We start from the raw sequence: 26976 nt of genomic DNA on the forward strand, positions 1-26976 counted from the left end.
CTACTATAGGGATAATAGCAAAAGGGGGAGATTCACATTGCTTATAGAAAGTTTATTAGCTTCAATAGTTATTGGATTAATCAGAGGAGGGAAGCTTTCAAGGTTTTCACACATACGATTTACAAAAGTTTGGACATTTATACTGGCCGTTATTTTACAGGTAGGTATAATTTTATTTGGCTTAAGTGGTAATCACATTGTGCTTAAATATATAAAGGAAATATACATAGCATCCTACGTATTATTATTTATAGGTATACTACTTAATATAAATTACAGATCACTTTGGGTTGTAATTATTGGTACGCTTGCAAATCTATTTGTATTTTTTACAAATGGCGGGAAAACACCTATATCTGTTGAATCGCTAAAGCTAATAGGGTTTAGTGACTTAGCTACTATGGTTGAAGGTGGAAAAGTTACATTATATACACCACTAGCAGAGAGTACAAAATATGCGTTTTTAGGAGACATTATAACAGTTCCGCAGCCTTATCCATATCCTCAGATACTTAGTGTTGGAGATATTATAATAGCTCTTGGCCTGTTCTTGTTTGTACAGAGTATTATGTTAAATGAAGGCTATGATAGGGCGAATATGATAAGGTTTAAGTATAGAGGCAGACTGTAGAGCACGTGTACTCTTGTAACATATTGACATTAGTGATAAAATATATTGATAAAGCAAATTATTTAATTTGAGGTGAAAGCACATGAAAAAGCTATTTGAAAAGGTTTTTGGCACCTATAGTGATAGAGAAATAAAAAGAATAGAACCCATAGTAGAGAAAATAGAATCCTTAGAAGAAGACATGAAAAGATTAACGGATGTAGAATTGAGATCTAAGACAGATGGATTTAGAAATAGAATAGATAATGGTGAGACACTAGACGATATACTGCCAGAAGCATTTGCAGTAGTCAGAGAGGCTGCTGATAGAGTACTAGGCAAGAGACCTTTTAGGGTGCAGCTAATAGGTGGAATAGTATTGCATCAAGGTAGAATAGCTGAGATGAAAACTGGTGAAGGTAAAACGTTAGCGGCTACATTGCCTGGTTATTTAAATGGTTTGACAGGTAAAGGAGTTCATATAGTAACTGTAAATGATTACCTTGCTAAATATCAAAGTGAAGAAATGGGCAAGGTTTATGAATTTTTAGGACTCAACACAGGATGTATACTTCATGATATGGATAACATTGCTAGAAAAGAAGCCTATGGCTGTGACATAACATATGGAACAAATAACGAGTTTGGATTTGATTATTTGAGAGATAACATGGTCATATATAAATCTGAAATGGTTCAAAGAGACTTAAACTTTGCAGTAGTCGATGAGGTAGATAGTATCTTAATTGATGAAGCTAGAACTCCACTCATCATTTCAGGAATGGGAGATAAATCTACAAAACTCTATTTTGCTGCTAATACTTTTGTTCAAACTCTTAAAGGAAGAATAATCGACCCTAATGAGGAAAAGAGCAGTAGATTTGACAGAGAACATAAGGAAGAGACAGTAGATTTTACAGTTGATGAAAAGGCTAGAAATGTAGTTATAACTGAAAAAGGGGTAGAAAAAGCAGAGAAATTCTTTAGTATAGAGAATCTTGCTGATGCTTCGAACATGGAAATATCTCATCACATAAATCAAGCGCTTAAGGCACATAATCTTATGAAAAGAGATACTGATTATGTAGTAAAAGATGGTGAGGTTGTAATAGTAGATGAGTTTACTGGAAGACTTATGTTTGGTAGAAGATATAGTGAGGGTCTGCATCAAGCAATAGAAGCAAAAGAAGGATTAGATGTTAGAAGAGAATCTAAGACCTTAGCAACTATAACCTTCCAGAACTATTTCAGAATGTATAAAAAGCTTTCTGGTATGACTGGTACGGCAAAGACTGAAGAAGATGAATTTAGAGAGATATATAATGTCGATGTTATAGAGGTACCAACTAACAAGCCAGTTATTAGAATGGATTTACCTGATTCAGTATATAAGAACGAAGAAGCAAAATTCAGAGCAGTTGTAAATGAAATAAAGGAAAAGAATAACATAGGTCAACCAGTACTTGTAGGTACTATTTCTATTGAAAGATCAGAAATTTTAAGCAAAATGCTTAAAAAGGAAGGAATAAAGCATGAGGTTTTAAATGCTAAACAGCATGAGAGAGAGGCAGAAATAGTTGCGCAGGCTGGTAGATTTAGAGCAGTAACTATTGCTACTAATATGGCAGGTCGTGGTACCGACATACTATTGGGTGGTAACCCAGAATTTATTGCAAAAAGTGAAATGAGGAAAAAAGGCTATAGTGACCATGTGATTTCATTAGCTGACAGCTTTGCAGACACTAATGATCCAGAGATAATAGAAGCTAGAAAGGTTTATAGAGATCTTTTAGTCAAAGCAAAAGAAGCAATAAAGGATGAAAACCAAAATGTTATTAAGGCCGGAGGACTTCACATAGTAGGTACAGAAAGACATGAATCAAGACGTATAGATAACCAGTTAAGAGGTCGTTCTGGACGTCAAGGAGACCCAGGATCGTCAAGATTTTTTGTTTCATTAGAAGATGACTTGATGAGATTGTTTGGAAGTGAAAGAATAAAGGGAATGGTAGAATCATTGGGCATGCCAGATGATGAGCCACTTGAACATAAACTGCTTTCAAAGTCAATTGAAGGAGCTCAAACAAGAATAGAAGCTCGAAACTTTAGTGTCAGAAAGCATGTACTACAATATGATGATGTTATGAATAAGCAAAGAGAAGTTATATATGAAGAGAGAAGAAAAGTTTTAGAAGGTGAAAATTTAAGAGATCATGTTCTTACAATGGTTGAAAATATTATTGATAATGCAATAGGTATATATACAGAAGGAATAAAATATCCTGAAGAATGGGACTTAAGAGGGTTAGAGAATTATGTAGCAAACTTAATCCCTATAAAAGGGTTGTTTAATATTGAGAAACCAGAAGAACTTACAAAAGAGAGCCTAAAGGAGATTTTAATCAATATAGCAGCTAAACTGTATGATGATAAGGAAAATGAACTTGGAGAGTCTGTTCTTAGAGAGCTTGAACGAGTTATATTATTAAGAGCCGTTGACACTAGATGGATGGATCATATAGATGCTATGGATCAGCTAAAACAAGGTATAGGGCTAAGGGCATTAGGAAATGAAGACCCTGTAAGAGCTTATCAAATAGAAGGCTTTGATATGTTTGAGGAAATGATCAAAGGTATACAGGAAGAGACTGTTAAGAGCTTATATCATCTTCAAAGAGCTGAGAATATTGAAAGAGAAAGAGTAGTCGAGGTTACAGCTACAAATCACGGAGATGGTGAAAATAAGCCGAAGACAGTAGTAAAGGGTGAAAAGATAGGAAGAAATGACCCTTGTCCATGCGGTAGCGGTAAGAAATATAAAAAGTGTTGTGGACAAAACGAATAGAGGAAGGAGTAGATAATTTGTTAGAAATTGAAAGCTATAAAGACAGGCTGTCAACTCTTAGAGAGACAGTAAAAGAAATAGGTGTTTCCCTTTGACTTGTCTAAACTAAAAAATCAGATTGAAGAGCTAGATGCTAAGGCTTTAGAGTCCGACTTCTGGAGTGATGTTCAAAAAGCTCAAAAAATAGTTCAAGAAGCTAATATTTTAAAAGATAAACTCAATAAATATGAGGAAATAGTTGATCAGCTTGATGACATTGAAATCATGATAGAGTTGGCTGTTGAAGAGGAAGAATCATCATTAGAAAAGGATATAGTAGACAGTATTGCAGCTGCTGAAGAAAAAGTAGATGTATTCAGAATAAATACTTTATTGAGTGGAGAGCATGACAAAAATAATGCCATACTATCTATACATGCTGGAGCTGGAGGTCTTGAGGCTCAAGATTGGGCAGAGATGCTCTTAAGGATGTATAAGAGATGGAGTGAGAGTAAAGGATATTCAGTACAGATTCTTGATATATTGCCAGATACTGAAGGTGGTATAAGGAGTGTGACTTTGCTTATAAAAGGACTTAATTCTTATGGATACCTAAAAGCTGAGAAAGGAGTTCACAGACTTGTTAGGATATCTCCATTTGATTCTTCAGGGAGAAGACATACTTCATTTGCATCAGTTGATGTTTTTCCAGAGCTAGGTGATGAGATAGATATAGATATAAATCCTAGCGATTTGAAGATAGACACATATAGATCGGGTGGTGCTGGTGGACAGCATGTCAACACTACAGACTCTGCTATTAGGATAACACATGTTCCTACAGGTCTAGTAGTGCAGTGTCAGAGCGAAAGGTCTCAGCATAGTAATAGGGCAACAGCAATGAAAATGCTGATGGCAAAGCTTATTGAGCTTAAAGAAGCTGAGCAGAAGGAAAAAATTGAAGACCTTCAAGGTCAATACAATCAAATTGCTTGGGGTTCACAGATACGATCATATGTCTTTCATCCATACAGTCTAGTAAAAGATCATAGAACAAATACTGAAACTGGAAATACTTCAAGTGTAATGGATGGCAGCATAGATTTGTTTATAAATGAATATCTTAAAAATAGAGCTAAGTAGCCGTCACTAATGTGTCGGCTTTTTTTTCTTTTTTCTTCTCTTAAAATAAAGGATTAGAGTAAAATTTGTAGAAATAGAATAGGTATTGTATATATTTTATGGTATAAATTATATTATCATATTGTTTTTTGACAAAGGAGTGGTTATATGGGAATATTTAAGGGTAAAAGCAAAAAGATCACTTTTTCAAAGCTTAAATTCAAAAAGCTAAAAAACGAAAAAAACAGGGGAAGCAACAATTCTACAAAGAAATCAAGTAAAAAACTAAACTTGAGTTTTAAGAAAAATGCTAGTACTAAAAAACTTAACGTACAAAGTAGGATTAAAAATCAAATAGCAATAATAGTTTTATTACTAACTATCATACCTATACTGTTTACAGGGTTTTTAAACTTCTATTTTGAAGGAAAGCAAAGCTCAGACCATATAAAAGAAATGAATCTCAATATGGCCAAATCTATTGCGAAACAGGTAGATATGTACATAGACGGCTCGTTTGATGTTTTACAAAGCTTATCAACTACACATGATTTTACCAATATGGATATACAAAAAGCTAGAACTATTCTTATATCAACGACTACCAACCTAGAGTATATTAATTCTATTCAAATTTATGACACTAAAGGAAATCAACTTATTTCAACCAAAAACATGAGAGCAGGTATAAATGCTAGAAGTGAAGAATGGTTTACTAAAGCTTCCAAAGGAGAAAAATATGTATCGGATTCGTATATGGATGATAGAATCCCAGCAGTTATTGTATCAATGCCAATAAAAAATGCATTAAATCAAACAAAAGGTGTTATAGCTGCAAATATTAGCTTAAAGGATATTACCAGCTTAGCTACAGAAAATAAGATTGGAAAGACTGGTATCGCATACATAGTTGATAAGCAAGGTATAACTATAGCGCATCCTGACTTTAATAACAAGGTAGTAACACAATTCAATGCTAAAGAAAACAAAATAAAAGGAGCTATTGGAGCACTTGAAGGAAAAACAAATATAGATACTTATGCAAATGATTCAAATACTATAGTAGTAGGAGCATTTACTCCTGTTTCATCGACTGGTTGGGGAGTTATTATAGAACAAAACCAAAATGAAATCAATGCAGGAGCGGTTACAAATCTTATCAGAACACTTGTAATAATAGTACTTGCAATATTAGTCACTATAATATTAACTTCATTTACTGCTAAGAAATTTTCTGCCCCAATAGAAAATCTTGCTTTAATAGCTGATGAGATTGCAAAAGGTGATTTAACTAAGAGAGTAAAGGTTACGTCTACTAATGAAATAGGCTATCTTGAGAATGCTTTCAACAAGATGCTAGATTCATTATACAAAGTAATATCAAGTGTTAATCAAGCTGTAAATAACTTTAAGTCTAATGTTGAGAATCTAAATGAAAGCGCAGGGTTAACTGTAGAGGCTTCTGTTGAGATATCTAAGATAGTAGAGCAAGTAGCTTCGGGAACAGACAAGCAGTTAAAAAGTGTTGAAGATGCGATAGGCATAGTAGAGAGTATTACTAATAACGTAAAGAATGTAGACGAAAATGCACAATCTATACTAATGGCTACAAGTGAAGCATCTATGATAGCTAAAGAAGGTTCAAAGGATATAGAACAGACAAAGGTTACAATGGATTCTATTGCAGATAAGGTTAATCAATCTGCAAATCAGATAGATAGCCTAACAGAACATACTAATCAAATAGGAAAAATAATAACTTTTATAGATAATATATCAAAGCAGACAAATCTTCTCGCTCTAAATGCTGCTATTGAAGCTGCTAGAGCTGGAGAATATGGAAGAGGATTTACAGTAGTAGCTGAAGAAATAAGAGCACTTGCTGAACAGACGCTAGAAGCTTCTAGAAATATAGTTAATATAATAAACGAAATTCAAACTGAAGTAAAACTTGTGTCTAAGTCTATGGAAGAAGGAATAGCTGAAGTCAATAAAGGAAATCAAGTAATCGATAAAACAACTAAGTCATTTAGCAACATAGTAGATGAAACTGATAAGGTATTTAAGGGTGTAGAGGACTTTGCAGTTATCGTTGAAGAGCTTTCAGAAAATATGAAAGTAATAGAGAGTTCTATTTCTCAAGTTAGTGCAATATCACAAGAAACAGCATCAGGAACCCAAACAGTATTAGCTAGTACAGAAGAGCAGCAATCAGCTATACATCAAATTAATCAATCAGCAGAAGAGCTAAATGAAATGGCAGAAAAACTAGAAGATATGATTAAAGAATTCAAAATTGACTAAATAAAAAACTAAGGCTAGAGAAAAAAACCTCTAGCCTTAATCTTTGCAAAACACTGTTGTATATATGAGACTGCTGTATTACTTGTGTCTTTTTTTATCAAAGTATATAATAAAGGAAGAAATTATTATAAAAGGAGAGAAAACTAATGGATATCGTATCTCAATTGACACAGGAGCTAAAATTAAAGAAAATTCAAGTAGAAAGCACTATAAAGCTTATTGACGAAGGTAATACTATACCGTTTATTGCTAGATATAGAAAAGAGATGACCGACGGATTAAGTGATGAAGTATTAAGAGAGTTTGACGATAGACTTACATACTTAAGAAATTTAGAATTAAGAAAAGAAGAGGTTATAAGGTTAATTGATGAACAGGGAAAACTGACAGAAGAGCTAAAGGCAGATATACTAAAAGCTGACGTACTTCAAAAGGTTGAAGATTTGTATAGACCATACAGGCAAAAAAGAAGAACACGCGCCACAGTTGCAAAAGAAAAAGGACTTGAACCATTGGCTGAATTAATATTAAAGCAAGAGGTTGTAAGTGGGACTATTGAACAATTAGCTTCACCGTATATTAATGAAGAATTAGAAGTAAATACTGTAGAAGATGCTATAAATGGTGCAAAAGATATTATAGCTGAAATCATTTCTGATAACGCAGAGTATCGAGAAAGAATAAGAGAAATGAATTTTAATAAAGGTATCATAAATAGTGAAGCAGTAGATCAGGAAGAAAAGACAGTCTATGAGATGTACTATGGTTTCAATGAGGCAGTAAATAAAATTGCAAACCATAGAATATTAGCTGTAAATAGAGGAGAAAAAGAGAAAAAGCTAAAGGTTAAAGTGCTAAGCCCTGATGAAGATATAATTAATTATTTAATGAAAAAGGTTATAATAAACAGTAAATCTGTGACAATTTCTTTACTTAAAGAATCTATAGAAGATGCTTATAAACGTTTGATATCTCCTTCCATTGAAAGAGAAATTAGAAATTTATTGACAGAAAGAGCCGAAGAAGAAGCAATTAAGGTTTTTGGCAAAAACACTAAGCCATTATTGCTGGTTCCACCAGTAAAGAATGTTAGAATTTTAGCTATTGACCCGAGCTATAGAACAGGTTGCAAACTTGTTGTATTAGACGAGACTGGAAAATTGTTAGATTATACTACTATTTATCCTAATGAGCCTCATAATAAGGTAGAAGAGTCAAAAAAGGTTATGAAAGATCTAATAAACAAATATGATATAAACATTATACCAATAGGAAATGGAACTGCATCAAGAGAGACAGAGCTATTAGTTTCAGATATGATAAAAGAAATTGATAGGAAAGTGTACTATACAATTGTTAGTGAAGCAGGAGCATCTGTGTATTCTGCATCGAAATTGGCTACAGAAGAATATCCGGATATAGATGTATCAATTAGAGGAGCAATTTCTATAGGACGTAGATTACAAGATCCTTTAGCTGAACTAGTTAAAATTGACCCTAAAAGTATAGGTGTTGGGCAATATCAGCACGATTTGAATCAAAGTAAATTAGGGGAAACATTAAAAAATGTAGTTGAGGATTGTGTTAACAGTGTTGGAGTAGATTTAAGCACTGCTACACCATCGTTACTACAATATGTTTCTGGCATATCTTCTTCAGTAGCTAAGAATATTGTAAAATATAGAGAGGAAAATGGGAAGTTTAAAGATAGAAAAGAACTAAAAAGAGTTAAAAGGTTAGGTGATAAAGTATTCGAGCAATGTGCAGGGTTTTTAAGAATTTCTGATGGGGATAATCCTCTAGATAATACTGCTGTACATCCTGAATCTTACGAAATAACTATGAGACTAATAGAAAAATTAGGCTATAGCACTGATGACATAAGACAAGGAAAGCTTAAGAATATAGAAGAAAGAATACCAGACATAGAAGTATTAGCAGGTGAATTAGAAGTAGGTGTTCCTACGCTGAAAGATATTATTGAAGAGATTAAAAAGCCAGGTAGAGATCCTAGAGAAGAAATGCCTAAGCCTATTTTCAGAAGTGATGTTCTAAAAATGGAAGATTTAAAGCTGGATATGATTATGACTGGAACAGTAAGGAATGTTGTAGATTTTGGTGCTTTTGTTGATATAGGAGTAAAACAAGATGGATTAGTGCATATTTCTGAGTTAAGCAATAAATTTATTAAAAATCCAATGGATGTTGTATCTGTTGGTGATGAAGTCAAAGTTAAAATTATAGGTTTAGATATAGAAAGAGGAAAGATTTCTTTGAGTATTAAGCAAGTGAAGATGTAAAAACTTGGTTCTTAATGTTTTTCAAAAAGACATACTATTGGTATGTCTTTTTGTGTACACTTAATTTTCCAAAAAAGTAATCATTTCGAAAATAATATTTGTTTGTGTATTATAAAAAAAAGGAATTCCAGTATGATTATAGAATAATATAATTGGTATAACTGGTAAAAATCATCAAATAGGGGAGATTCTTATGAATAGACGGCTTAAGAGTTTGAAATATTTACCTGGTATGTTCTGTGGAGTTATCAGCTCTAGTTTGATTGAAACAAATAATAATCCGTTAAAAGGAATAATTTCTGATGTTTTAAATGATGGAGGATGTTATATATGCGTATATAATTCTCCAGAAGGTCTTGTGGAAAAGAAGAATGTAATTAAATCATGGGGTATGGATTATGAATCGCTTATAGAGAATGGGAAATTAGTAATGATTTCAGCTGAAAAAATATATTTGTGGGACAATAAGTTTGATGTAGATAGCATTTTAGAGTATTATGATGATCTGATAAAAAAGTGCTACGATAATGGCTATCATAAAATAATAATTCACAGCGTAAGAGATGACTTTTATTTTAGAAGAACAACGATTGAGCAGCTCTATCAATTTCATAAAAAAATAAAGAGTCTGGCTAAAGATAAAGAAATTATGATCTTTACAAAATATATGTTTGATAATTTTACTGAAGAGCATTTTTATAAATTATTTTCCTTGCATGATATGTTTGTTATAAATAATTATGATACTATATATTCCTATGGACCTGAAAAGTTCAAAGAAATTGAAACTTTATTCAGATTTTTAAAAAGCGACATTGTTGATAGGAATGCACTATACAGAGAAAAGAACAAGCTTGAGCTTATAAATGAGCTTATACTAGACATGTCATATATGCAGAGTGGAAATGAACTTCTGAATACATCGCTAAAGAAGTTAACTGATATAGTTGGAGTTGATTTTGGCTATATTATAAGCCTAATGGGCGAAAATGACAGTAAAGATATTATCGGGAGATATAATTTACCTTATGGATTTTTAGAAGAACTATCGAAAATTAAATATGATAAAAACAACACATTAGAAGTTTCGAGTAATGGTGTAACTATTGAAACATCAACAAGATTCAAGGAACTGCAAAAGGCTCATATAAGCAAGAAATACGGAATAAAGACGGTAATAAAAATACCTATAAAAGGAAAAGAAAAGGATATAAATGCACTAATACTGTTGTTTTCTAGTAAAGATTCAGTTCTTTTTAATGAACACATGCCTTTTTTAGAGGCGGTAGGAAGTACAATGCTTGCGTTATTTAAAAAGCAAAAAGATAATGAAGAGTACCATAATGGACTAATCAAAGCAGAAAAGTTAAGAGCATTAGGCGAGTTAGCTGGAGGAATTGCACATGATTTTAACAATTTGTTGACAGCAATACTAGGTTTTTCTCAGATTGCTTTAACAAAGCAATTAGATAAAGAGATAAAGGAATATTTTGAAATAATATACAAATCTGCATTAGACGGAAAAGCTATAGTGGATAAAATACAGAGCTTTAACCGAAAGCACTACAACAATATTCGTGCACCACACTTATTAAACTCTATAGTTGAAAGCAGCATTGAAATGGCAAGACCCAGGTGGAAAAATACATATGAGAGCAATGGAATTAGGTTAGAAATGATAAGAGAGCTTAACTCTAAAAGTGAGATATACTGTAATGAACATGAAATAAGGGAAGTGGTGCTAAATATTTTGATGAACGCTATGGATGCAATGGATAATGGAGGTTTTTTGATTATTAAAACATATGATAAAGCTAATAAAGTCTTTATCGAAATACAAGATACAGGAACAGGTATATCTCATGAAATCAGGGAGAAGATTTTCGAACCATTTTTTAGCACAAAAGAGGCTAGAGGAACAGGACTTGGACTTAGTATTGTTAGAAGAATAGTTGAAGATCATGATGGGGATATAGAGTTAGAAAGCGAACTAGGGTATGGTTCTAGATTTAAGATATCTTTTAATAAGCATAAATCAGATAAAAAGATAGATAAAATAAATACTAAAACAAATGAGCTGATGAAATTTGACAATTTGAAAGCACTCGTTATTGATGATAAAGAGCAAGTTGGAGGAACTATTGTTAAAATGCTTGATGTTATAAATGTAAAAGCAGAAACTGAGCTGCATAGTGGAGAAGTTATGGATAGGCTGTCAGAATGTAAATATGATATAATAATATGTGATCTTGCTATGCCTGTTATGAATGGAATAGAAGTAGCAAAGTTTGTAAAATATAGATATCCAGATATTAAATTCATATTGATGACTGGATGGCCTGGTGGATTGCAGGAAGACACGATAAGATATATCGACTATGTATTACATAAACCATGTACTATTGATGAATTAGCTTCAGCTGTAAATAGCGTAATCTTATCTTGATGTTTATTTAAATTATAGAATTTTTAGGGGGGCTTTTTATGTTACTGATTAAGAATGCTAAAATTTATACTATGGCAGACAAAAATTATGAGAATGGAAGTATCCTAATTGAAAATGGCAAGATAAAAGAAATAGGAAATGATATTGTAGCGCCGTTAGATACCGAAGTCATTGATGCGGAAGGAAGAATGGTTACCCCAGGGTTTATAGATGCTCATTGTCATCTTGGAATGTGGGAAAGTGGCATTGGATTTGAGGGTGATGATGGAAATGAAATGGTTGATCCTGTAACGCCTCATTTAAGAGCAATAGATGGTATTAATCCAATGGATATAAGCTTTAAAGAGGCATATGAAGGGGGAGTAACATGTGCTGCAACAGGTCCAGGAAGTGCCAATGTTGTTGGAGGGCAATTTGCTGCTATAAAGACTTATGGAGATAGGGTAGACGACATGATAGTAAAGGAGCCTCTAGCTATGAAGATAGCTTTTGGCGAGAATCCAAAAAGGGTATATAGCAATCAAAAAAAATCCCCTATGACTAGAATGGCTACAGCAGCTGTACTTAGAGAAACTATTATTAAAGCAAAGAGATACGCAGAAAAACTTGAAAAATCTAAGGACGATCCTTCCAAAGCTCCTGAGTTCGACATGAAAATGGAAGCTATGGTCAAGGTTATAAGAAAAGAAATCCCTTTAAAAGCTCATGCTCATAGAGCTGATGATATATTTACTGCTTTAAGAATAGCAAAGGAGTTTGATTTGGACATTACTTTAGATCATTGTACCGAAGGGCATTTAATAGCCGAGCATATTGTTGAAGAGGGTAAATATGCCATTGTTGGACCTAGTTTGACTGATAGATCTAAATTTGAATTAAGAAACTTGACATTTGAAACACCTGCGGTATTACAAAAAGCAGGAGTAAAGATAGCTATAATGACAGATTCACCTGTTATACCACTGCAATATCTTCCGCTTTGTGCAGGATTGGCAGTAAAATCAGGGCTAGATGAAATAGAAGCACTGAAAGCTATAACTATAAATGCAGCGGAAATTCTTGGCATTAACGACAGAGTTGGAAGCATAGAAGTAGGTAAGGATGCTGATATAGTAATATTTGATGGAAATCCTCTTACAGATATAGACTGCAAAACATTTGCTACAATAATCGATGGAAAAATTATATATAAAAGATAATTGACAAAATAATACTTGTATGAAATAATTAAACTGTAAATTAAATATTTTTATAATCTTCAGGGCAGGGTGTAATTCCCGACCGGCGGTATAGTCCGCGAGCTGCTTTTGCAGTTGACTTGGTGAGATTCCAAGACCGACAGTAAAGTCTGGATGGAAGAAGGTTAGAAAGTTTAATCTAGTGTATGCTAGGTTGACTATCTTGATATTCAAGCCCTGATACGATGCTTCAGGGCTTTTTAGCGTCTAATGGCTCTGAAGAGAAATATAATACTTGGAGGGGTTATTATGTTGACAATGAAACAGAAAATATCTACAAGAATGATGACCAAAATATCGGTATTATCAGTAATTGCATTTATAATAATGTATATAGAGATACCACTTTGGTTTACTCCAACATTTCTTAAGATTGACTTGAGCGATTTACCAGCGCTTATTGGAGCTTTTTCACTAGGTCCCGTTGCAGGAGTATTGATAGAACTAATAAAGAACATACTTCATATAGCTATAAAGGGGACTTCAACAATGGGAGTTGGAGAGCTTGCTAACTTTATAGTTGGAAGTGTATTAGTGTTTACTTCTGGCTATATATACAGTAAAAATAAGAGCTTTAAAATGGCTGTTATTGGTATGATAGCAGGAACAATAGTAATGACCTTAATTGCTTCAGTGATGAATTACTACTTACTTATACCATTCTATGCGAAGCTGTATGGGATGCCTATACAGGCATATGTTGAGCTTGGTGCTAAGGTAAACAAATTTGTAGTAGACTATAGAACATTTATATTGTTTGGAATAGTTCCTTTCAACTTTGCAAAAGGTGTATTAGTTTCGCTAGTTACTTTGCCTCTTTATAAAAGAGTATCTCCAGCACTTCATAGATAAGAGAGAATATTAATAAAAAAGAACGGCAAAATCTCATTAGCATTTTCTTATCTTTTCTATTCATATATATATATTTTTTTGAAATAGAAAGCATCTCAATTTGAGATGCCTTTTTGTGTGCTTAGGGCACTTGTATATCCACTGTAAAGTGGATATAATATTTTTAAAGCCTAGAGAGAAGGAAAGGATGAAGTAATTGTTTAAAATTATTATAAACAGTGTTGAAGCCACAGAAAAGTTAGGAGAAAATATAGGAAGGTTACTTAATGGTGGAGAAATAATATGTATGACAGGAGATTTAGGTGCGGGAAAAACTACTTTATCTCAATCAATAGCAAAAGGACTTGATGTAGATGAATATGTTACAAGTCCCACATTTACTATTATAAACGAATATGAAGGAAGATGCCCATTATACCACTTTGACGTATATAGAATAAATGATATAGATGAAATGTATGATTTAGGATATGAAGAATATTTTTATTCAGATGGTGTGACAATTATAGAATGGGCTAATATAATAGAAGATATTTTACCAAAAGATAAACTTTATATAGAGATAAAAAAAGGAAGTTCAGCAGACGAGAGAGAAATCTTGATATCTGGATATGGGGATGAATATGAAAGGATAATAGAAGGTTTACATGAAATGTATAAATAGTTAGATTCCCAAAAAGCAGCTTTTTAATAAAATAAAAAAGAACACTCATGTGACGAAGATCTTGAGAAAATTATAGGTTTAATAACAAAAAAATCTTAAAATTTGCAAACTCGCTCCGAAATACACTCCGCTCAGACATAATGGAGTTCCAGAAATCTACGATTTCGTTGTAACTCCTTAGCTAGTGTAGGTTGAGTTTCATAAATATAAAAGCAGATTTTTATGTTGCTTTCGCCTAGTTATCTTAGCAAAATTTCATGAGCATTCTCTTATCTTTTTTATTTGTATTCAAATTTAAACATTAATTTAATATTTAGGAGATGAATAAAATATGAAAGTACTTGCTATTGATACATCTAGTATTGTAGCAACCTGTGCGATACTTGATGATGATAAGCTACTTGCTGAATACATATTAAATCAAAAAATGACTCATTCACAAACTATAATGCCCATGATAAAGGAAATGTTAGATAGCTGTAATCTAAAACCAGAAGATATTGATGTATATGCCGCTGCTCAAGGACCAGGTTCATTTACTGGTCTAAGAATAGGTATTGCTACTATAAAAGGCTTGGCTCATGCAACTAATAAATCTGTAATAGGAGTACCTACTCTTGATGCATTAGCTTTTAATCTGCCGTTTAGTGAAGGTATTGTAGTACCTATAATGGATGCAAGAAGAGATAGAGTATTTACTGGAATATATAAATGGTCCAGTGGAGGCCTGTGCATGCTTATGGAGCAGAGTGTATTAGAGGTAGATGAACTTATTCAGATATTAAAGGAAAGAAGTGAAAATATAGTTTTTAATGGTGATGGAACTCTTGTATATAAGGATAGATTAATCAAAGAACTAGGAGATAGAGCTATTTTTGCACCAAAGTCTACTAACATGGCCAGAGCGGCTTCTGTAGCAGAGCTTGCAATGGCAAAAGCAACAGAAGGAAATACAGATGACTTATTTGATTTGGCGCCAAATTATTTGAGAGAATCTCAAGCTCAAAGAGAATATAATAATAGAAATAGCTGTTGTGGTGTTAAAAATGAGTAATATACTGGTTAGAGAAATGGAAGAAAAAGATGTAGACGGAGTTCTTAGAATAGAGGAACTGTCGTTTACGACACCGTGGTCGAAGGAAGCATTTGTTCTGGAGATTACAACTAATAAATTAGCTAAATATGTAATTGCAGAAAGAGATGGACATATAGTAGGATACGGAGGAGTATGGTTAATAATAGATGAAGGTCATATAACAAACATAGCTGTTGAGTCCCAGTACAGAGGACAAGGTATAGGTAATTTTCTTGTAGAAAAGCTAATAGATATTTGCAAGGAGAGAGGAATAACTAGTCTGACTTTAGAGGTTAGGAAGTCGAATATAGTAGCACAGTCATTGTACAAGAAATACGGATTTAAGGAATGTGGCATAAGACCTGGGTATTATTCAGATACAAAAGAAGATGCAATAATCATGTGGAAAGAGTAAGCAAGTAGGAACAAGCAAGTTAGGATGGTCCTTGCTTGCTTTTTTGTTTTTACTTGAATGTTATTCAGCCTACAAGTAAACAATACTAAATAAAGAAGAAATGAGTATTTTAAGGAAATATTCAATTTATAGGAGGAGGGATAATGCATGAGTAAGGATAAGCATTATACTATTAGAGATTCTAGTAATATATCTAAAACAAAGAAAATTATATTAGGGATACAACATACATTTACAATGTTTGGTGCCACAGTTTTAGTTCCTATTATCACTGGACTTGATATTTCTGTATCTTTATTTTTAGCAGGTGTAGGCACACTAATATTTCACTTTATTACTAAAAGAAAGATACCTGCTTTTCTAGGGTCTTCGTTTGCTTTTATAGCACCGATGCTTGCAGTATTGGCTTTAAAAACTGGAATAACTGATGTTGCAGAAGCACTTTCAAATGGACAGGGGGCTCAGGTTGCAGAGGGGTTAGCTTACGCAAGAGGGGGAATAGTAGTAGCGGGACTGATTTATCTTATACTAGCTGTGCTAATATATTTTTTTGGTATAGAAAAGATAATAAAATTTTTTCCACCAGTTGTTACCGGACCTATAATAATAGTAATAGGACTAAAGCTTGCTCCTACAGCTATAGACATGGCTTCAAATCATTGGGGCCTTGCAATTATAAGCTTTTTGATAGTAACAATTGTAAGTGTTTTTGCAAAAGGATTTTTAAAGGTTGTTCCAGTCATAATTGGATTAATAGGTGGATATATTGTTGCTGTATTTATTGGTAATGTAGATTTTACACCTATTACGATTGCTCCAGTTTATGGACTTCCTAAGTTTGCTCTCCCAAAGTTTGATTTTTCAACTATCATGATTGTTGCTCCTATAGCATTAGCTACAATGATAGAGCATATAGGAGATGTACTTGCAATCGGTTCTACAGTTGAAAGAGATTTTATAAAAGACCCAGGTCTTCACAGAACATTAGTTGGTGATGGTGTAGCAACAGCTGTTTCTGCAATGTTTGGTGGTCCTGCAAATACAACTTATTCTGAAAATACAGGAGTATTAGCACTTACTAGAGTATGGGATCCATTGATAATGAGAATAGCAGCCATATTTGCAATTATTCTTGGTCTAAGTCCTAAGCTTGGTGCAGTTATCAGCACTATTCCTACAGCAGTAATTGGAGGAATATCTATAGTTCTATTTGGTATGATTGCTGCAATAGGGGCTAGAACACTTGTTGAAAATCAAGTAGATTTCACAAGTTCAAGAAATCTAATCATTGCAGCAGTTATATTGGTTCTTGGTCTAGGTGGGGCTACACTTCCAATCAAATTAGGGAGATTGGATTTTACATTAGAGGGAATGGCATTGGCAGCAATAATAGGTATCATATTAAACAAGTTACTGCCAACAGAATAACTGCAAATAGTGGTAGATTAAAATGTGAATTAAGCATGAATAGCATAGGCTTGCAATCAATTATACTATGATTATTTTCCCAATTTGATATAATGAGTATTAAGATTGATTTCAGCTTTTAGATAAGTGTAAGGCAAGTGTGGACAGGCAGGAGTGTAGTGGTGATGTATTAGGCTTTTTTTGTTTTTGACCTCAATTGTTAATTTTTTATTAAGATTAGAATATTTTGAAGGAAAATGAAGTATCTTTATCTAAATATTAGTCTATTATTTAAGTAGGCTTAAATTGCTTACTGAGAGTTTATTTTATGCAATGCCATAAGGCATGATGAAAGAAATATGGGGAGGTAAAATTATGGCAAAAAATAAGAAAAAGATCGTAGCTATTACTGCAGCTGTAGTCCTAGGTATAGCAATAATATCTGTTGGTGTGCTGAAAGCAGTAAACAAAGAAGAAAAACCAAGTGTATATGTGAGTGTAGTAAACGTAGAAAAAGAAGATAACTTTGATTCTATATTAACTACAGAAGGTATTATCAAGACAAAGGATCAAAGAAACATAGTGTCTAATCTTCCTTATAATATTGAAGAAGTACTTGTAAAAGAGGGAGATAAGGTTTCTGAAGGCGATATTCTTGCAAGACTTGATACTAAAGACCTTGAATACAAGATAAAGACAGCAGAAATAAACCTAGAACTTGAAAAGCAAAAACTTAAAAACATGGAGGATAAAGCCGAAGCTGGAGTTAGTACGTTTGAGCTTGAAAAGTCTGTAGAAAATGCTAAGCTTGCCTATGATCAAGCACAGGAAAAGGTGAAAAGCTCTAAGCAGTTGTATGAAGCAGGAGCAATAAGCAAAACAGTGCTTGAAGCAGACGAAACTGCATTAATTACTGCAAAAAACGGATATGAACTAGCTCAAAAACAGCTTAATGATATGCTTGAAAATGATGACACTGAATCAAGTATAGAGCTTCAACGAAAAAATGTTGAACTTCAGGAAATAAATCTTAAGGCTCAAAAAGAGGCACTGGAGCAGTCAATAATAAAAAGTCCTATGAATGGTACAATAGTATCTTCAAATGCTAGAGTAGGGATTACAGCCACATCTGCAACGCCTTTATTCGTGATGGATGATATAACTAATCTTGAAATAGAAGTAAATATCAGTGAATATGACATTAATAGCATAAAGCTAGGACAAAAAGTAGATATAACTGGAGAAGCTTTTAAGAATAAGGAAATAAAGGGAGAAGTAGCATATATTGCACCAGCTGCAACAATTATGAATACAAATGCAGGTAAAGAAACAAATGTTACAATAAGGATAAACATACATAACGTGGATGATTACTTAAAACCTGGCTTTTCAGCTAATGTATCAATAAATACAGCTCATAAGAAAGATGCCTTGGTTTTACCTTATGAAACTGTATATGAAAACAAAGACGGCACAAAGGTCGTATTTAAAGTTGAGAATAACAAGCTTAAAGAAATACCAATAGAAGTAGGAATAATGGGAGACTTAAAGCAAGAAGTAATATCTGACCAAATTAAGCTTGGAGATAAGATTGTTATTAATCCAAACGATAAAATGAAGGATGGAATGGATGTTAGTATTCTAAACGATAAAGGTGAGCAGAAATGATTAATATAGAGAATCTTGGGAAAATATATAGAACTGGTTCAATAGAAGTGGAAGCTTTAAAAGAAGTAAACCTAGATATACACGAAAAAGAGTTTGTATCTATAATGGGACCTTCAGGCTCTGGAAAATCTACGTTCATGAATATTTTAGGTTGCTTGGACAGACCTACATCTGGCAGATACATACTGGATGGTGTTAGTGTTGAAGGGGTTAATGAAAAAGAGCTAGCAGCTATAAGAAATAAAAAGATTGGTTTTGTTTTTCAATCCTTTAATCTACTTTCTCGTACTTCAGCATTGAAGAACGTGGAGTTACCTATGATGTATGCAGGAGTAAGTATAAAGGAAAGAAGAATAAAAGCTATGGAGGTTCTAGAAAAGGTTGGACTGGGAGAAAGAGTCCATCACAAACCAAATGAGCTATCCGGCGGACAAAAACAAAGAGTTGCGATTGCAAGAGCTTTAGTAAATAATCCTGCGATTCTACTAGCTGATGAGCCTACAGGAAATCTTGATACTAAATCAGGGGAAGAGATTATGGCTATATTTCAGCAGCTTAACAAGGAAGGGGTTACTATAATACTTGTAACTCACGAGCCGGATATTGCACAGCATTCTAAAAGAATAGTAGTGTTTAGAGATGGTAGACTGATTGAAGATAGACAGGTTGAAAATCAAATAATAATAGCGCCACAGACAGCTAATGAATGAAAGTAATTTGAGGTGATAGAATGAACTTTTTGGAAAGTATAAGCGTTGCACTGTCCAGCCTTTGGGGAAATAAGATGCGCTCTTTTCTTACGATGCTTGGAATAATTATAGGTATATCCTCAGTTATAACTATAGTTGCTCTTGGTCAAGGTAGCCAGGCTCAAATAGGAAGTGAGTTTGAAAAATATGGTGCAAACCGGGTAGCACTCATGATGAATTGGGACGAAGATCCTAGATATGAAGAGCGTTATGATGATGAGGATATAGAAACTATTAGAAGAGTATTTGGTGATGAAATAACTGGAATATCTGCATCATTTTCCTTGTCTGGTACGGCTTTAAAAGGAAGGGAAGATTCTCCACTAAATATATATGGTGTTAATGAAGACTTTGGAAAACTAACAAACTTAGATGTTATAGAAGGAAGATTCTTAATTGAGTCGGATATAAAGGGTTCAAGAAAGGTATGTGTTATTGATAAAAAGCTTGCTGAAAAGCTATTTAAGAGAACCGACGTTTTAGGAGAAAAGCTTACAATTGATACAGGATACTCTAAGATGTCTATGACTATTGTAGGAGTTTATCAGACTCCAGGAGGTACAATAGAAAATTTGAATCAACAGTTCATGGGTGAAACTACATCGTTTTACATGCCTATATCAATAACAAAGAAAATGGGTTTTGGAGATAAATATTACGGACTCCAAGTTGGAATTGCAGATAGTGATAGAATAGATGAAGTCAGCAAAGAAATCGTTAAGGTTATTGAAAGAAAGCATAGAAATGTTGGAAAAAATTATTATATTTATTATAGTGCTAAGCAAGAAATGGATATGATGAACCAGATATTAGGAGTTCTATCTAAAGTTGTAGGTGCAATAGCTGGGATATCACTTGTTGTAGGTGGTATTGGAGTAATGAATATCATGCTTGTATCAGTTACAGAAAGAACTAGAGAGATTGGGATAAGAAAAGCAATAGGAGCCACTAGAAAAGACATACTAGTACAATTCCTAGTAGAAGCCATGATCATATCAGGTACAGGAGGACTCATAGGTACATTGCTCGGACTGATATTCCAAAGCTTGATTGCCATGTCCATAGGAATACCTCCTACAGTTTCAATAGGCACTATATTGATAGCGGTGCTGTTCTCAGCAGCAGTAGGAATATTTTTTGGCATTTATCCTGCGAATAAGGCAGCGAAGCTTGATCCAATAGATGCATTAAGATATGAATAATAGAATACAATATTGCATAGAAACAATGCAATGATGTAAAATATAACCATAAGGGTGGAGGTGTATAAATAATGTCAGAAAATTTAAATCAAAACTCAGTTGAAAGTAAACCCTTTAGTTGGTGGGAAAGACTGAAATATGTTTTTACCAGCCCAAATAAAGCATTTGAAAATCTTGCTCAGTATCCAAAAATATTATTCCCTATGCTAGTTATTCCAGCAGGCATAATACTACTATTCTTTGCGAGAATTGGACTTTATAAAGAATTCTTAAGAGATATTATGCTACAGCAGTATTCAAATATGGGAGTAGAAGTACCACCTATGCTAGATAGCATACTAAGCGTTCAAGCCTACTCAACAATGATAATTACTGCAGTAACAATAATATTAGCATGGCTGTTAAAATCTGCAATAATTAACGGACTTTCGGGATTTGTAGATGGCAATGGAACATTTAAGCAGTCATTTTCTATAGTTGCTTATTCATATTTTCCAGTGCTTCTTGGAGCCATTATTACGACTATATTGTCATTAGTAGTTGGTGAATTCAATATAATGACATCTCTTGCAATCCTTCTTCCAGAGTCAATGATGGGAACCTTTATATATACTGTATTTGCTAACATTGATATATTTATAATTTGGTATCAGATATTAGCAATTATAGGTATATCTAAAGCCTATAATGTAAGCAAAGGAAAAGCAGCTATTCTTGTTCTAGGAACATGGATTGTATATATACTTATATCAGCTGGATTAGGTGCAGCAGGAAACATGGTAAGTCAAAAAATGATGTAGTACATAAAAACCTCTTTTATACAAATAATAATATTACACATATTGTAGAAGGAGGTTTTTTTATGGCAAGTAAAGAACAATTAAAAAAAGTGGCATATAGATGCAGTCAGCACGAATTTTCAAATAATGCTTCGATGACTTCGTCTATTGGGACGCTAGGACAGATAGAAAGAAGCTGTGAGAATTGTGTACATTTTACTAATGAACACAAATGTGATATCAACTTAACTGATGAGATACTTACTAATATGGCAATGGAGCTTGACTATAAGGATCTTGACTGATATTGGAATAAAGCTGGGTACTTTCATAGTACCCAGCTTTATTTATAGTCTCTGTTATCTAAACTCGTTGAGATTTTGGTGAATATGTCTAGACTCAGGAGGTTTATTCTTCAAAGCTGACATAAGTGCAAAGTCTCCATAGCTTACTTCTTTTAACATACCATCTGACATGACATTTGCAGAAGATATTTTCCAATAGAAACCTTTATTATCTCTTGCCATAGACTTCACTCCCAAAGGTAAATTCATTACCTTATAATTATTATTTGCTTTATAAATTTATATATGATATAAACATTCTGTAGTATTAACCATAAGCTTCTATATTAGGGAAGTAATTTACTTATAAACATAGGATTATAGTATCTATGTTATTATTAGGTTATAATATAGATAATTAAATTCAAAACAAAAGCTACTATTTGAATATGAATAAAAAAGATAAGAGAATGCTTATGAGATTTTGCTAAGAAAACTAGGTGAAAGAAACTAAAAAATCTGCTTTTATATTTATTAAACTCAGCTTACGCTGACTAAGGAGTTACAACAAAATCGTAGATTTTTGGAACTTCATTATGTCTGAGTGGAGTATTTTTCGGAGTGAGTTTGCAAATTTTAAGATTTTTTAGTTCATAAGCTTATAATTTTCTCAAAGCCTTCGTGGCATGAATGTTCTTTTTTATTCATATTCAAATTTCAACGTTGTATATATAACGTATTAGACTTTAGGTAAATTGGAGGAGAAAGCCTTGGATAGTAATAGAGTTGATAAAAAACAAAATATTATAACATTAGCTATTGAAACCTCTTGTGATGAAACATCAGTTGCAGTTTTAAAAAACGGAAGAGAGGTTTTAGCAAATATAATATCATCACAAATAGAAATACATAAAAAGTTTGGAGGAGTAGTTCCAGAGGTTGCATCAAGAAAGCATATAGAAAATATAAATACTATAATTCAACAAGCATTAGACACAGCAAATGTAACATTTGATGATATAGATAATATTGGAGTCACCTATGGGCCAGGTCTTGTTGGAGCATTATTAGTAGGTATTTCAACGGCTAAAGCATTAGCATTTGGGAGAAATCTTCCATTAGTCCCTGTGAATCATATAGAAGGTCATATATATGCAAATTTTATTGAGCATAAGGATCTTGAGCCACCGTTTACATGTCTTGTAGTATCCGGAGGACATACTCATATTGTAAATGTAAGAGATTATGGAGAATATGAACTAATGGGAAGGACAAGAGATGATGCTGCTGGAGAAGCATTTGATAAGGTAGCTAGAGCTTTAGGCTTAGGATACCCTGGTGGTCCATTGATTGACAAGCTTTCAAATGTGGGGAATAAGAATGCTATAGATTTTCCTAGAGTATATTTAGAGGAAGGGAGTTTTGATTTTAGCTTTAGTGGACTTAAATCAGCAGTATTAAATTACTTAAATAGTGCAAAACAAAAGAATGAAGAGATTTCAGTTGAAGATGTAGCAGCAAGCTTTCAACAGGCAGTAATAGAAGTACTAGTTGATAAAGTTGTGAAAGCTGCCAAGAAAAATAATACAAAAACAGTTGTAATGGCAGGTGGAGTTGCTGCAAATGAAGGCCTAAGAAATAGGTTAAATGAAGCGTCAAAAAAAGAAAATTTGGACATTAGGTATCCTTCTAAGATATTATGTACAGACAACGCAGCTATGATAGGGTGTGCAGCGTATTATGGATATTTAAAGGGACACACAGCGAATCTAGAGCTAAATGCAATACCGAATTTAAAGCTAGGTGATGCATTTAAATAGTTAATATCGAAATAACATTTTTTATTTTGAATATATCTAATAGTACTATAAATTAAATTTTCTTATGTTTATAATGTTATGTAAATTAAAAGCTAAATTTTTCGACATCAATTTACGAATTATTTATTCACAGCTTGTCCACATCTTAACATGATAAATAACAACAGCAATGTGGATAATGTGGAAAGATTATTACGATTTACTTATAATATCACATAATAATGTGGATAAACCTGTGGATTGTGTGAATATTTTGTGGATTAATTGGGGAAACTAATTTTTTTACCTAGGGATTTAGAATATAATGGGAATATATGAATTATATGTTGTTGACATAAAGCGACATCTTATATTATAAAAATAAAAATTAGATGGAATATTAATATTCCATCTAATTTAATCTTTCTTTATTCTTCAGTCAACTCCATCCATTCTTCATAAATTGTCTCAAGTTCTTTTTTCAGATTAAGGGCTTCCTGGTGAAGCTCTTGGCTTTTTTCATGATCAGAATACACTTCAGGGTTACACATCAGCTCTTCAAGCTCACTAATTCTTTGTTCATGCTCTGAGATACTTTTCTCTAAAAGCTTTATTTTATCACGCTGTTTCCTTTCACGCTGTTTTTTTTCTTTTTCTTTTTTGCGCTCTGCTTTGAGTTGAGTTTTTGTTTTTTCATCATCGTACTGATCTTCATCAAAAACAGGGGCATTTTTCTTTTCTAGGTAATAAGCATAGTTTCCAAGATATTCACTAATACCATCTTTGGATAAATCTAATATTTTATTAGTTACCTTATTTAAAAAATATCTGTCGTGAGATATTACTAAGAGAGTACCTTCATAATTTAGTAGGGCATCTTCAAGCACTTCCTTTGAATCTATATCCAAATGATTTGTTGGCTCATCCATCAATAGAAAATTTGCTTTAGAAAGCATGAGTTTCATTAGTGCAACTCTGCTTTTTTCTCCACCACTTAACTCTGATATTTCCTTAAATATATCGTCTCCTATAAAGAGGAATTGTGCAAGAAGTGATCTGATTTGGTAGTGATCCATTGAAGGATGCTCGTCCCATATTTCATCAACAATAGTTTTATCGCTATTAAGATTAGATTGTTCCTGATCATAGTATCCTATATTTACATGATGCCCCAAGTTAATAACTCCATCTGTGGTAGCTACGGTTCGGAGTATCATTTTAAATAATGTTGTTTTCCCGATACCATTTGGACCGATAAGTCCTACTCTTTCTCCCCTATATATTTTAAAATTTGCATTACTGAATAGCTGATAATCATCAAAAGATTTTGCCAAATCTTCTACAGTCAGAACATCATCTCCACTTTTTACTTTGGGTTCGAATTTTATCCTTGATTTTTTGTTTTCTGAGACTGGGCTTTCAATCCTTTTTATCTTATCAAGCATTTTTTGTCTACTCTGAGCTTGTCTTATATACCTTTGTCCACCATATGACATGAACCTTCTTATTATTTCTTCTTGCCTGCCAATTTCCTTTTGTTGTTCTTCGTATTTTTTTTCTAAAAGTTCAAGTTCATCTTTTCTTTTTCTCATGAAAACAGTATAATTACCGTTATATATCTTTAAGCCTCTATTTTCTAGATAAAAAACTCTTGAAACAGTATTGTCTAGAAAATATCTATCATGAGAGATTATTATAGCAGCTCCTTTGTACTCTTTTATATATTTTTCTAACCAGTCTATAGCTTGTATATCAAGATGGTTTGTAGGCTCATCTAATAGTAATATGTCAGGTTTTCTAAGTAGAAGCTTTGCAAGAGATACTCTTGTTTTTTGACCTCCACTTAATTGAGACATTGGTTGAGAAAACTGTTCTTCTGAAAATCCTAACCCCTTCAATATGCCTTTTATTTCACTTTTATATCCATATCCATTTTTATTCTGAAATTCTTCTGTCAGATGAGCATACTCTTCCATCAACGCTTCAAGCTTGTTTGAGTTTGGGTCTTGTCCTTCAATACTTATATTATGCTCTAAGCTCCTTAGTTTTTTTTCCATATCAATTAATGGCTGAAAAACTATTAAAGCTTCATCAAATATTGAATTTTCACTTTCAATTTGGGTATTTTGTTCTAAATATCCAACGGTACAATCTTTAGAAATATATATATCACCTGAATCCATGCCGATTTTACCAGCTAGTATATTGAAAAGTGTAGACTTCCCAGCACCATTTAGCCCTACCAGACCTATTTTTTCACCATCATTTACTGCAAATGTTATACCTTCAATTATATTATCTACTACATAACTCTTAGCTATATTATTACATGATAGAATTATCACGGTATTTCCTCCTTGATCAAAACATTATTACTTTAATTTTATCAAAAATAGTTTAGAAATAAAATAAAAGGGAAATATAATAGATAGATAAAAAATAAACAAAAATTGGTATTATGAAGGCAATGCATTGTCAAACCGCTGAAAATGCAATGTATACAAATTGACATATAGGTATCCTGATGATATAATGTTAAAAAAATATTTGTAGACTTATGAAATTGAGAAAAGTAGGTGGTGAAAAAGAATGGGAAAAGATAGTAGAGTATCAATGGCCGTTATAAGAAGATTACCCAAATACTATAGATATCTAGGAGAGCTGTTAGATAAAGACATTAATAGAATTTCTTCTCATGAGCTTAGCAAGATAACAGGATTTACTGCTTCTCAAATACGACAGGACCTAAATAATTTTGGAGGCTTCGGACAACAAGGGTATGGATATAATGTTGAGGAGTTACATAAACAATTAGGAAAAATTTTGGGACTAGAAAAAGCTTATAACACTATTTTGGTAGGTGCAGGTAATTTAGGTCAAGCAGTTGCTAATTACAAAGGATTTGAGGATTCGGGTTTTAAGCTTTTAGCAATGTTTGATAAGAATCCAAAGGTTATTGGATTAAAGATTAGAGATATTGAAGTTCTAGACATTGATCATATTGAGAAGTTTATAGCTGAACATAAGGTTGAGATTGGTATAATTACTACTCCAAAGGACCAAGCTCAAGATGTTGCGGATAAATTCACAAATAGCGGAATACATGGGATATGGAACTTTGCTCCAACAGACTTAAGAGTACCAGATGATGTGGTTGTAGAAAATGTTCATTTAAATGAAAGCTTGTTTATATTATCTTACTTATTGAAAGAGAATAAACTTCAGAAATAGACCATCA

The 26976-nt window shown here is 32.9% G+C and carries 21 protein-coding genes and 1 riboswitch; of the genes, 19 read left to right on the forward strand and 2 right to left on the reverse strand.

Annotated features, from left to right (window positions below):
- The first annotated feature begins 37 nt into the window (after window positions 1–37).
- From HNR33_RS17105 to HNR33_RS17185, 17 genes are all read left to right on the forward strand, one after another.
- Window positions 38–631, forward strand: coding sequence for a DUF5317 domain-containing protein (locus HNR33_RS17105; RefSeq protein WP_429085559.1), 594 nt, complete (start codon window positions 38–40; stop codon window positions 629–631).
- Between the two features lie 82 nt (window positions 632–713).
- Entirely contained in the window at window positions 714–3455 is a 2742-nt protein-coding gene (gene secA, locus HNR33_RS17110; RefSeq protein WP_429085562.1) for a preprotein translocase subunit SecA, read from the forward strand.
- 17 nt (window positions 3456–3472) lie between these two features.
- A protein-coding gene (gene prfB / locus HNR33_RS17115; RefSeq protein WP_429085565.1) for a peptide chain release factor 2 occupies window positions 3473–4577 on the forward strand; the annotation gives its coding sequence in 2 pieces (ribosomal slippage) (window positions 3473–3547 and window positions 3549–4577; 1104 coding nt in all).
- A 147-nt stretch (window positions 4578–4724) separates the two neighbouring features.
- A complete protein-coding gene (locus HNR33_RS17120) occupies window positions 4725–6860 on the forward strand; it encodes a methyl-accepting chemotaxis protein (protein WP_429085568.1) in 2136 nt (711 codons plus the stop codon).
- Between the two features lie 146 nt (window positions 6861–7006).
- The gene (locus tag HNR33_RS17125) at window positions 7007–9160 is read left to right on the forward strand and encodes a Tex family protein (protein WP_429085571.1); all 2154 of its coding nucleotides are present in this window, start codon (window positions 7007–7009) and stop codon (window positions 9158–9160) included.
- Window positions 9161–9353: 193 nt separating this feature from the next.
- Entirely contained in the window at window positions 9354–11606 is a 2253-nt protein-coding gene (locus HNR33_RS17130; protein WP_429085573.1) for an ATP-binding protein, read from the forward strand.
- Window positions 11607–11644: 38 nt separating this feature from the next.
- A complete protein-coding gene (locus tag HNR33_RS17135) occupies window positions 11645–12805 on the forward strand; it encodes an amidohydrolase (protein WP_429085576.1) in 1161 nt (386 codons plus the stop codon).
- Between the two features lie 51 nt (window positions 12806–12856).
- Window positions 12857–12974: riboswitch (FMN riboswitch) on the forward strand.
- Window positions 12975–13093: 119 nt separating this feature from the next.
- The gene (locus HNR33_RS17140; protein ID WP_429085578.1) at window positions 13094–13696 is read left to right on the forward strand and encodes an ECF transporter S component; all 603 of its coding nucleotides are present in this window, start codon (window positions 13094–13096) and stop codon (window positions 13694–13696) included.
- A 196-nt stretch (window positions 13697–13892) separates the two neighbouring features.
- Entirely contained in the window at window positions 13893–14360 is a 468-nt protein-coding gene (gene tsaE, locus HNR33_RS17145; protein WP_429085581.1) for a tRNA (adenosine(37)-N6)-threonylcarbamoyltransferase complex ATPase subunit type 1 TsaE, read from the forward strand.
- Between the two features lie 331 nt (window positions 14361–14691).
- Window positions 14692–15414 carry a tRNA (adenosine(37)-N6)-threonylcarbamoyltransferase complex dimerization subunit type 1 TsaB gene (gene tsaB / locus HNR33_RS17150; protein ID WP_429085584.1) on the forward strand — a complete coding sequence of 241 codons (723 nt, stop codon included), beginning with the start codon at window positions 14692–14694 and terminating at the stop codon, window positions 15412–15414.
- Window positions 15407–15850, forward strand: a complete 444-nt coding sequence (gene rimI / locus HNR33_RS17155; protein WP_429085587.1) for a ribosomal protein S18-alanine N-acetyltransferase — start codon at window positions 15407–15409, stop codon at window positions 15848–15850. The genes tsaB and rimI overlap by 8 nt, the downstream gene beginning before the upstream one ends.
- A 147-nt stretch (window positions 15851–15997) precedes the next feature.
- Window positions 15998–17278, forward strand: coding sequence for a uracil-xanthine permease family protein (locus HNR33_RS17160; protein WP_429085589.1), 1281 nt, complete (start codon window positions 15998–16000; stop codon window positions 17276–17278).
- A gap of 354 nt (window positions 17279–17632) precedes the next feature.
- On the forward strand, window positions 17633–18925 hold the full coding sequence (locus HNR33_RS17165; RefSeq protein ID WP_429085592.1) for an efflux RND transporter periplasmic adaptor subunit: 1293 nt from the start codon (window positions 17633–17635) through the stop codon (window positions 18923–18925).
- Window positions 18922–19635, forward strand: coding sequence for an ABC transporter ATP-binding protein (locus tag HNR33_RS17170; RefSeq protein ID WP_429085595.1), 714 nt, complete (start codon window positions 18922–18924; stop codon window positions 19633–19635). Before HNR33_RS17165 ends, HNR33_RS17170 begins: the two co-directional genes overlap by 4 nt.
- 20 nt (window positions 19636–19655) lie before the next feature.
- A complete protein-coding gene (locus HNR33_RS17175; RefSeq protein WP_429085598.1) occupies window positions 19656–20876 on the forward strand; it encodes an ABC transporter permease in 1221 nt (406 codons plus the stop codon).
- A 71-nt stretch (window positions 20877–20947) separates the two neighbouring features.
- Window positions 20948–21676, forward strand: a complete 729-nt coding sequence (locus HNR33_RS17180; RefSeq protein WP_429085601.1) for a Yip1 family protein — start codon at window positions 20948–20950, stop codon at window positions 21674–21676.
- Window positions 21677–21738: 62 nt separating this feature from the next.
- Complete coding sequence (locus HNR33_RS17185) at window positions 21739–21960, forward strand: hypothetical protein (protein ID WP_429085603.1); 222 nt, start codon at window positions 21739–21741, stop codon at window positions 21958–21960.
- A gap of 54 nt (window positions 21961–22014) precedes the next feature.
- Here the strand turns inward: HNR33_RS17185 and HNR33_RS17190 are convergent, their stop codons facing one another.
- Window positions 22015–22182: a hypothetical protein gene (locus HNR33_RS17190; RefSeq protein ID WP_429085605.1), complete on the reverse strand. Its 168-nt coding sequence runs from the start codon at window positions 22180–22182 to the stop codon at window positions 22015–22017.
- 527 nt (window positions 22183–22709) lie between these two features.
- On the opposite strand from HNR33_RS17190, the gene tsaD reads away from it, so the two are divergent.
- The gene (gene tsaD / locus HNR33_RS17195; protein ID WP_429085608.1) at window positions 22710–23759 is read left to right on the forward strand and encodes a tRNA (adenosine(37)-N6)-threonylcarbamoyltransferase complex transferase subunit TsaD; all 1050 of its coding nucleotides are present in this window, start codon (window positions 22710–22712) and stop codon (window positions 23757–23759) included.
- Window positions 23760–24166: 407 nt separating this feature from the next.
- On the opposite strand, the gene abc-f is transcribed toward tsaD, so the two are convergent.
- Window positions 24167–26083, reverse strand: coding sequence for a ribosomal protection-like ABC-F family protein (gene abc-f / locus HNR33_RS17200; protein ID WP_429085610.1), 1917 nt, complete (start codon window positions 26081–26083; stop codon window positions 24167–24169).
- Between the two features lie 244 nt (window positions 26084–26327).
- Here abc-f and HNR33_RS17205 point away from each other — a divergent pair, with 244 nt between their 5' ends.
- Window positions 26328–26969, forward strand: a complete 642-nt coding sequence (locus HNR33_RS17205; protein WP_429085612.1) for a redox-sensing transcriptional repressor Rex — start codon at window positions 26328–26330, stop codon at window positions 26967–26969.
- Window positions 26970–26976: the final 7 nt, after the last annotated feature.

This window comes from Brassicibacter mesophilus (assembly GCF_050433385.1).
Taxonomy (GTDB): domain Bacteria; phylum Bacillota; class Clostridia; order Tissierellales; family Proteiniboraceae; genus Brassicibacter; species Brassicibacter mesophilus.

What these genes read in the sequence shown, in the direction of transcription:
- rimI (WP_429085587.1), top strand. Translation starts at nt 15,407, where the DNA reads ATGAGTAATATACTGGTTAGAGAAATGGAAGAAAAAGATGTAGACGGA.
- HNR33_RS17190 (WP_429085605.1), bottom strand. Translation starts at nt 22,182, where the DNA reads ATGGCAAGAGATAATAAAGGTTTCTATTGGAAAATATCTTCTGCAAAT.
- HNR33_RS17125 (WP_429085571.1), top strand. Translation starts at nt 7,007, where the DNA reads ATGGATATCGTATCTCAATTGACACAGGAGCTAAAATTAAAGAAAATT.
- tsaB (WP_429085584.1), top strand. Translation starts at nt 14,692, where the DNA reads ATGAAAGTACTTGCTATTGATACATCTAGTATTGTAGCAACCTGTGCG.
- HNR33_RS17120 (WP_429085568.1), top strand. Translation starts at nt 4,725, where the DNA reads ATGGGAATATTTAAGGGTAAAAGCAAAAAGATCACTTTTTCAAAGCTT.
- HNR33_RS17205 (WP_429085612.1), top strand. Translation starts at nt 26,328, where the DNA reads ATGGGAAAAGATAGTAGAGTATCAATGGCCGTTATAAGAAGATTACCC.
- HNR33_RS17180 (WP_429085601.1), top strand. Translation starts at nt 20,948, where the DNA reads ATGTCAGAAAATTTAAATCAAAACTCAGTTGAAAGTAAACCCTTTAGT.
- HNR33_RS17170 (WP_429085595.1), top strand. Translation starts at nt 18,922, where the DNA reads ATGATTAATATAGAGAATCTTGGGAAAATATATAGAACTGGTTCAATA.
- HNR33_RS17185 (WP_429085603.1), top strand. Translation starts at nt 21,739, where the DNA reads ATGGCAAGTAAAGAACAATTAAAAAAAGTGGCATATAGATGCAGTCAG.
- HNR33_RS17175 (WP_429085598.1), top strand. Translation starts at nt 19,656, where the DNA reads ATGAACTTTTTGGAAAGTATAAGCGTTGCACTGTCCAGCCTTTGGGGA.
- HNR33_RS17140 (WP_429085578.1), top strand. Translation starts at nt 13,094, where the DNA reads ATGTTGACAATGAAACAGAAAATATCTACAAGAATGATGACCAAAATA.
- HNR33_RS17160 (WP_429085589.1), top strand. Translation starts at nt 15,998, where the DNA reads ATGAGTAAGGATAAGCATTATACTATTAGAGATTCTAGTAATATATCT.
- HNR33_RS17165 (WP_429085592.1), top strand. Translation starts at nt 17,633, where the DNA reads ATGGCAAAAAATAAGAAAAAGATCGTAGCTATTACTGCAGCTGTAGTC.
- HNR33_RS17130 (WP_429085573.1), top strand. Translation starts at nt 9,354, where the DNA reads ATGAATAGACGGCTTAAGAGTTTGAAATATTTACCTGGTATGTTCTGT.
- HNR33_RS17135 (WP_429085576.1), top strand. Translation starts at nt 11,645, where the DNA reads ATGTTACTGATTAAGAATGCTAAAATTTATACTATGGCAGACAAAAAT.
- secA (WP_429085562.1), top strand. Translation starts at nt 714, where the DNA reads ATGAAAAAGCTATTTGAAAAGGTTTTTGGCACCTATAGTGATAGAGAA.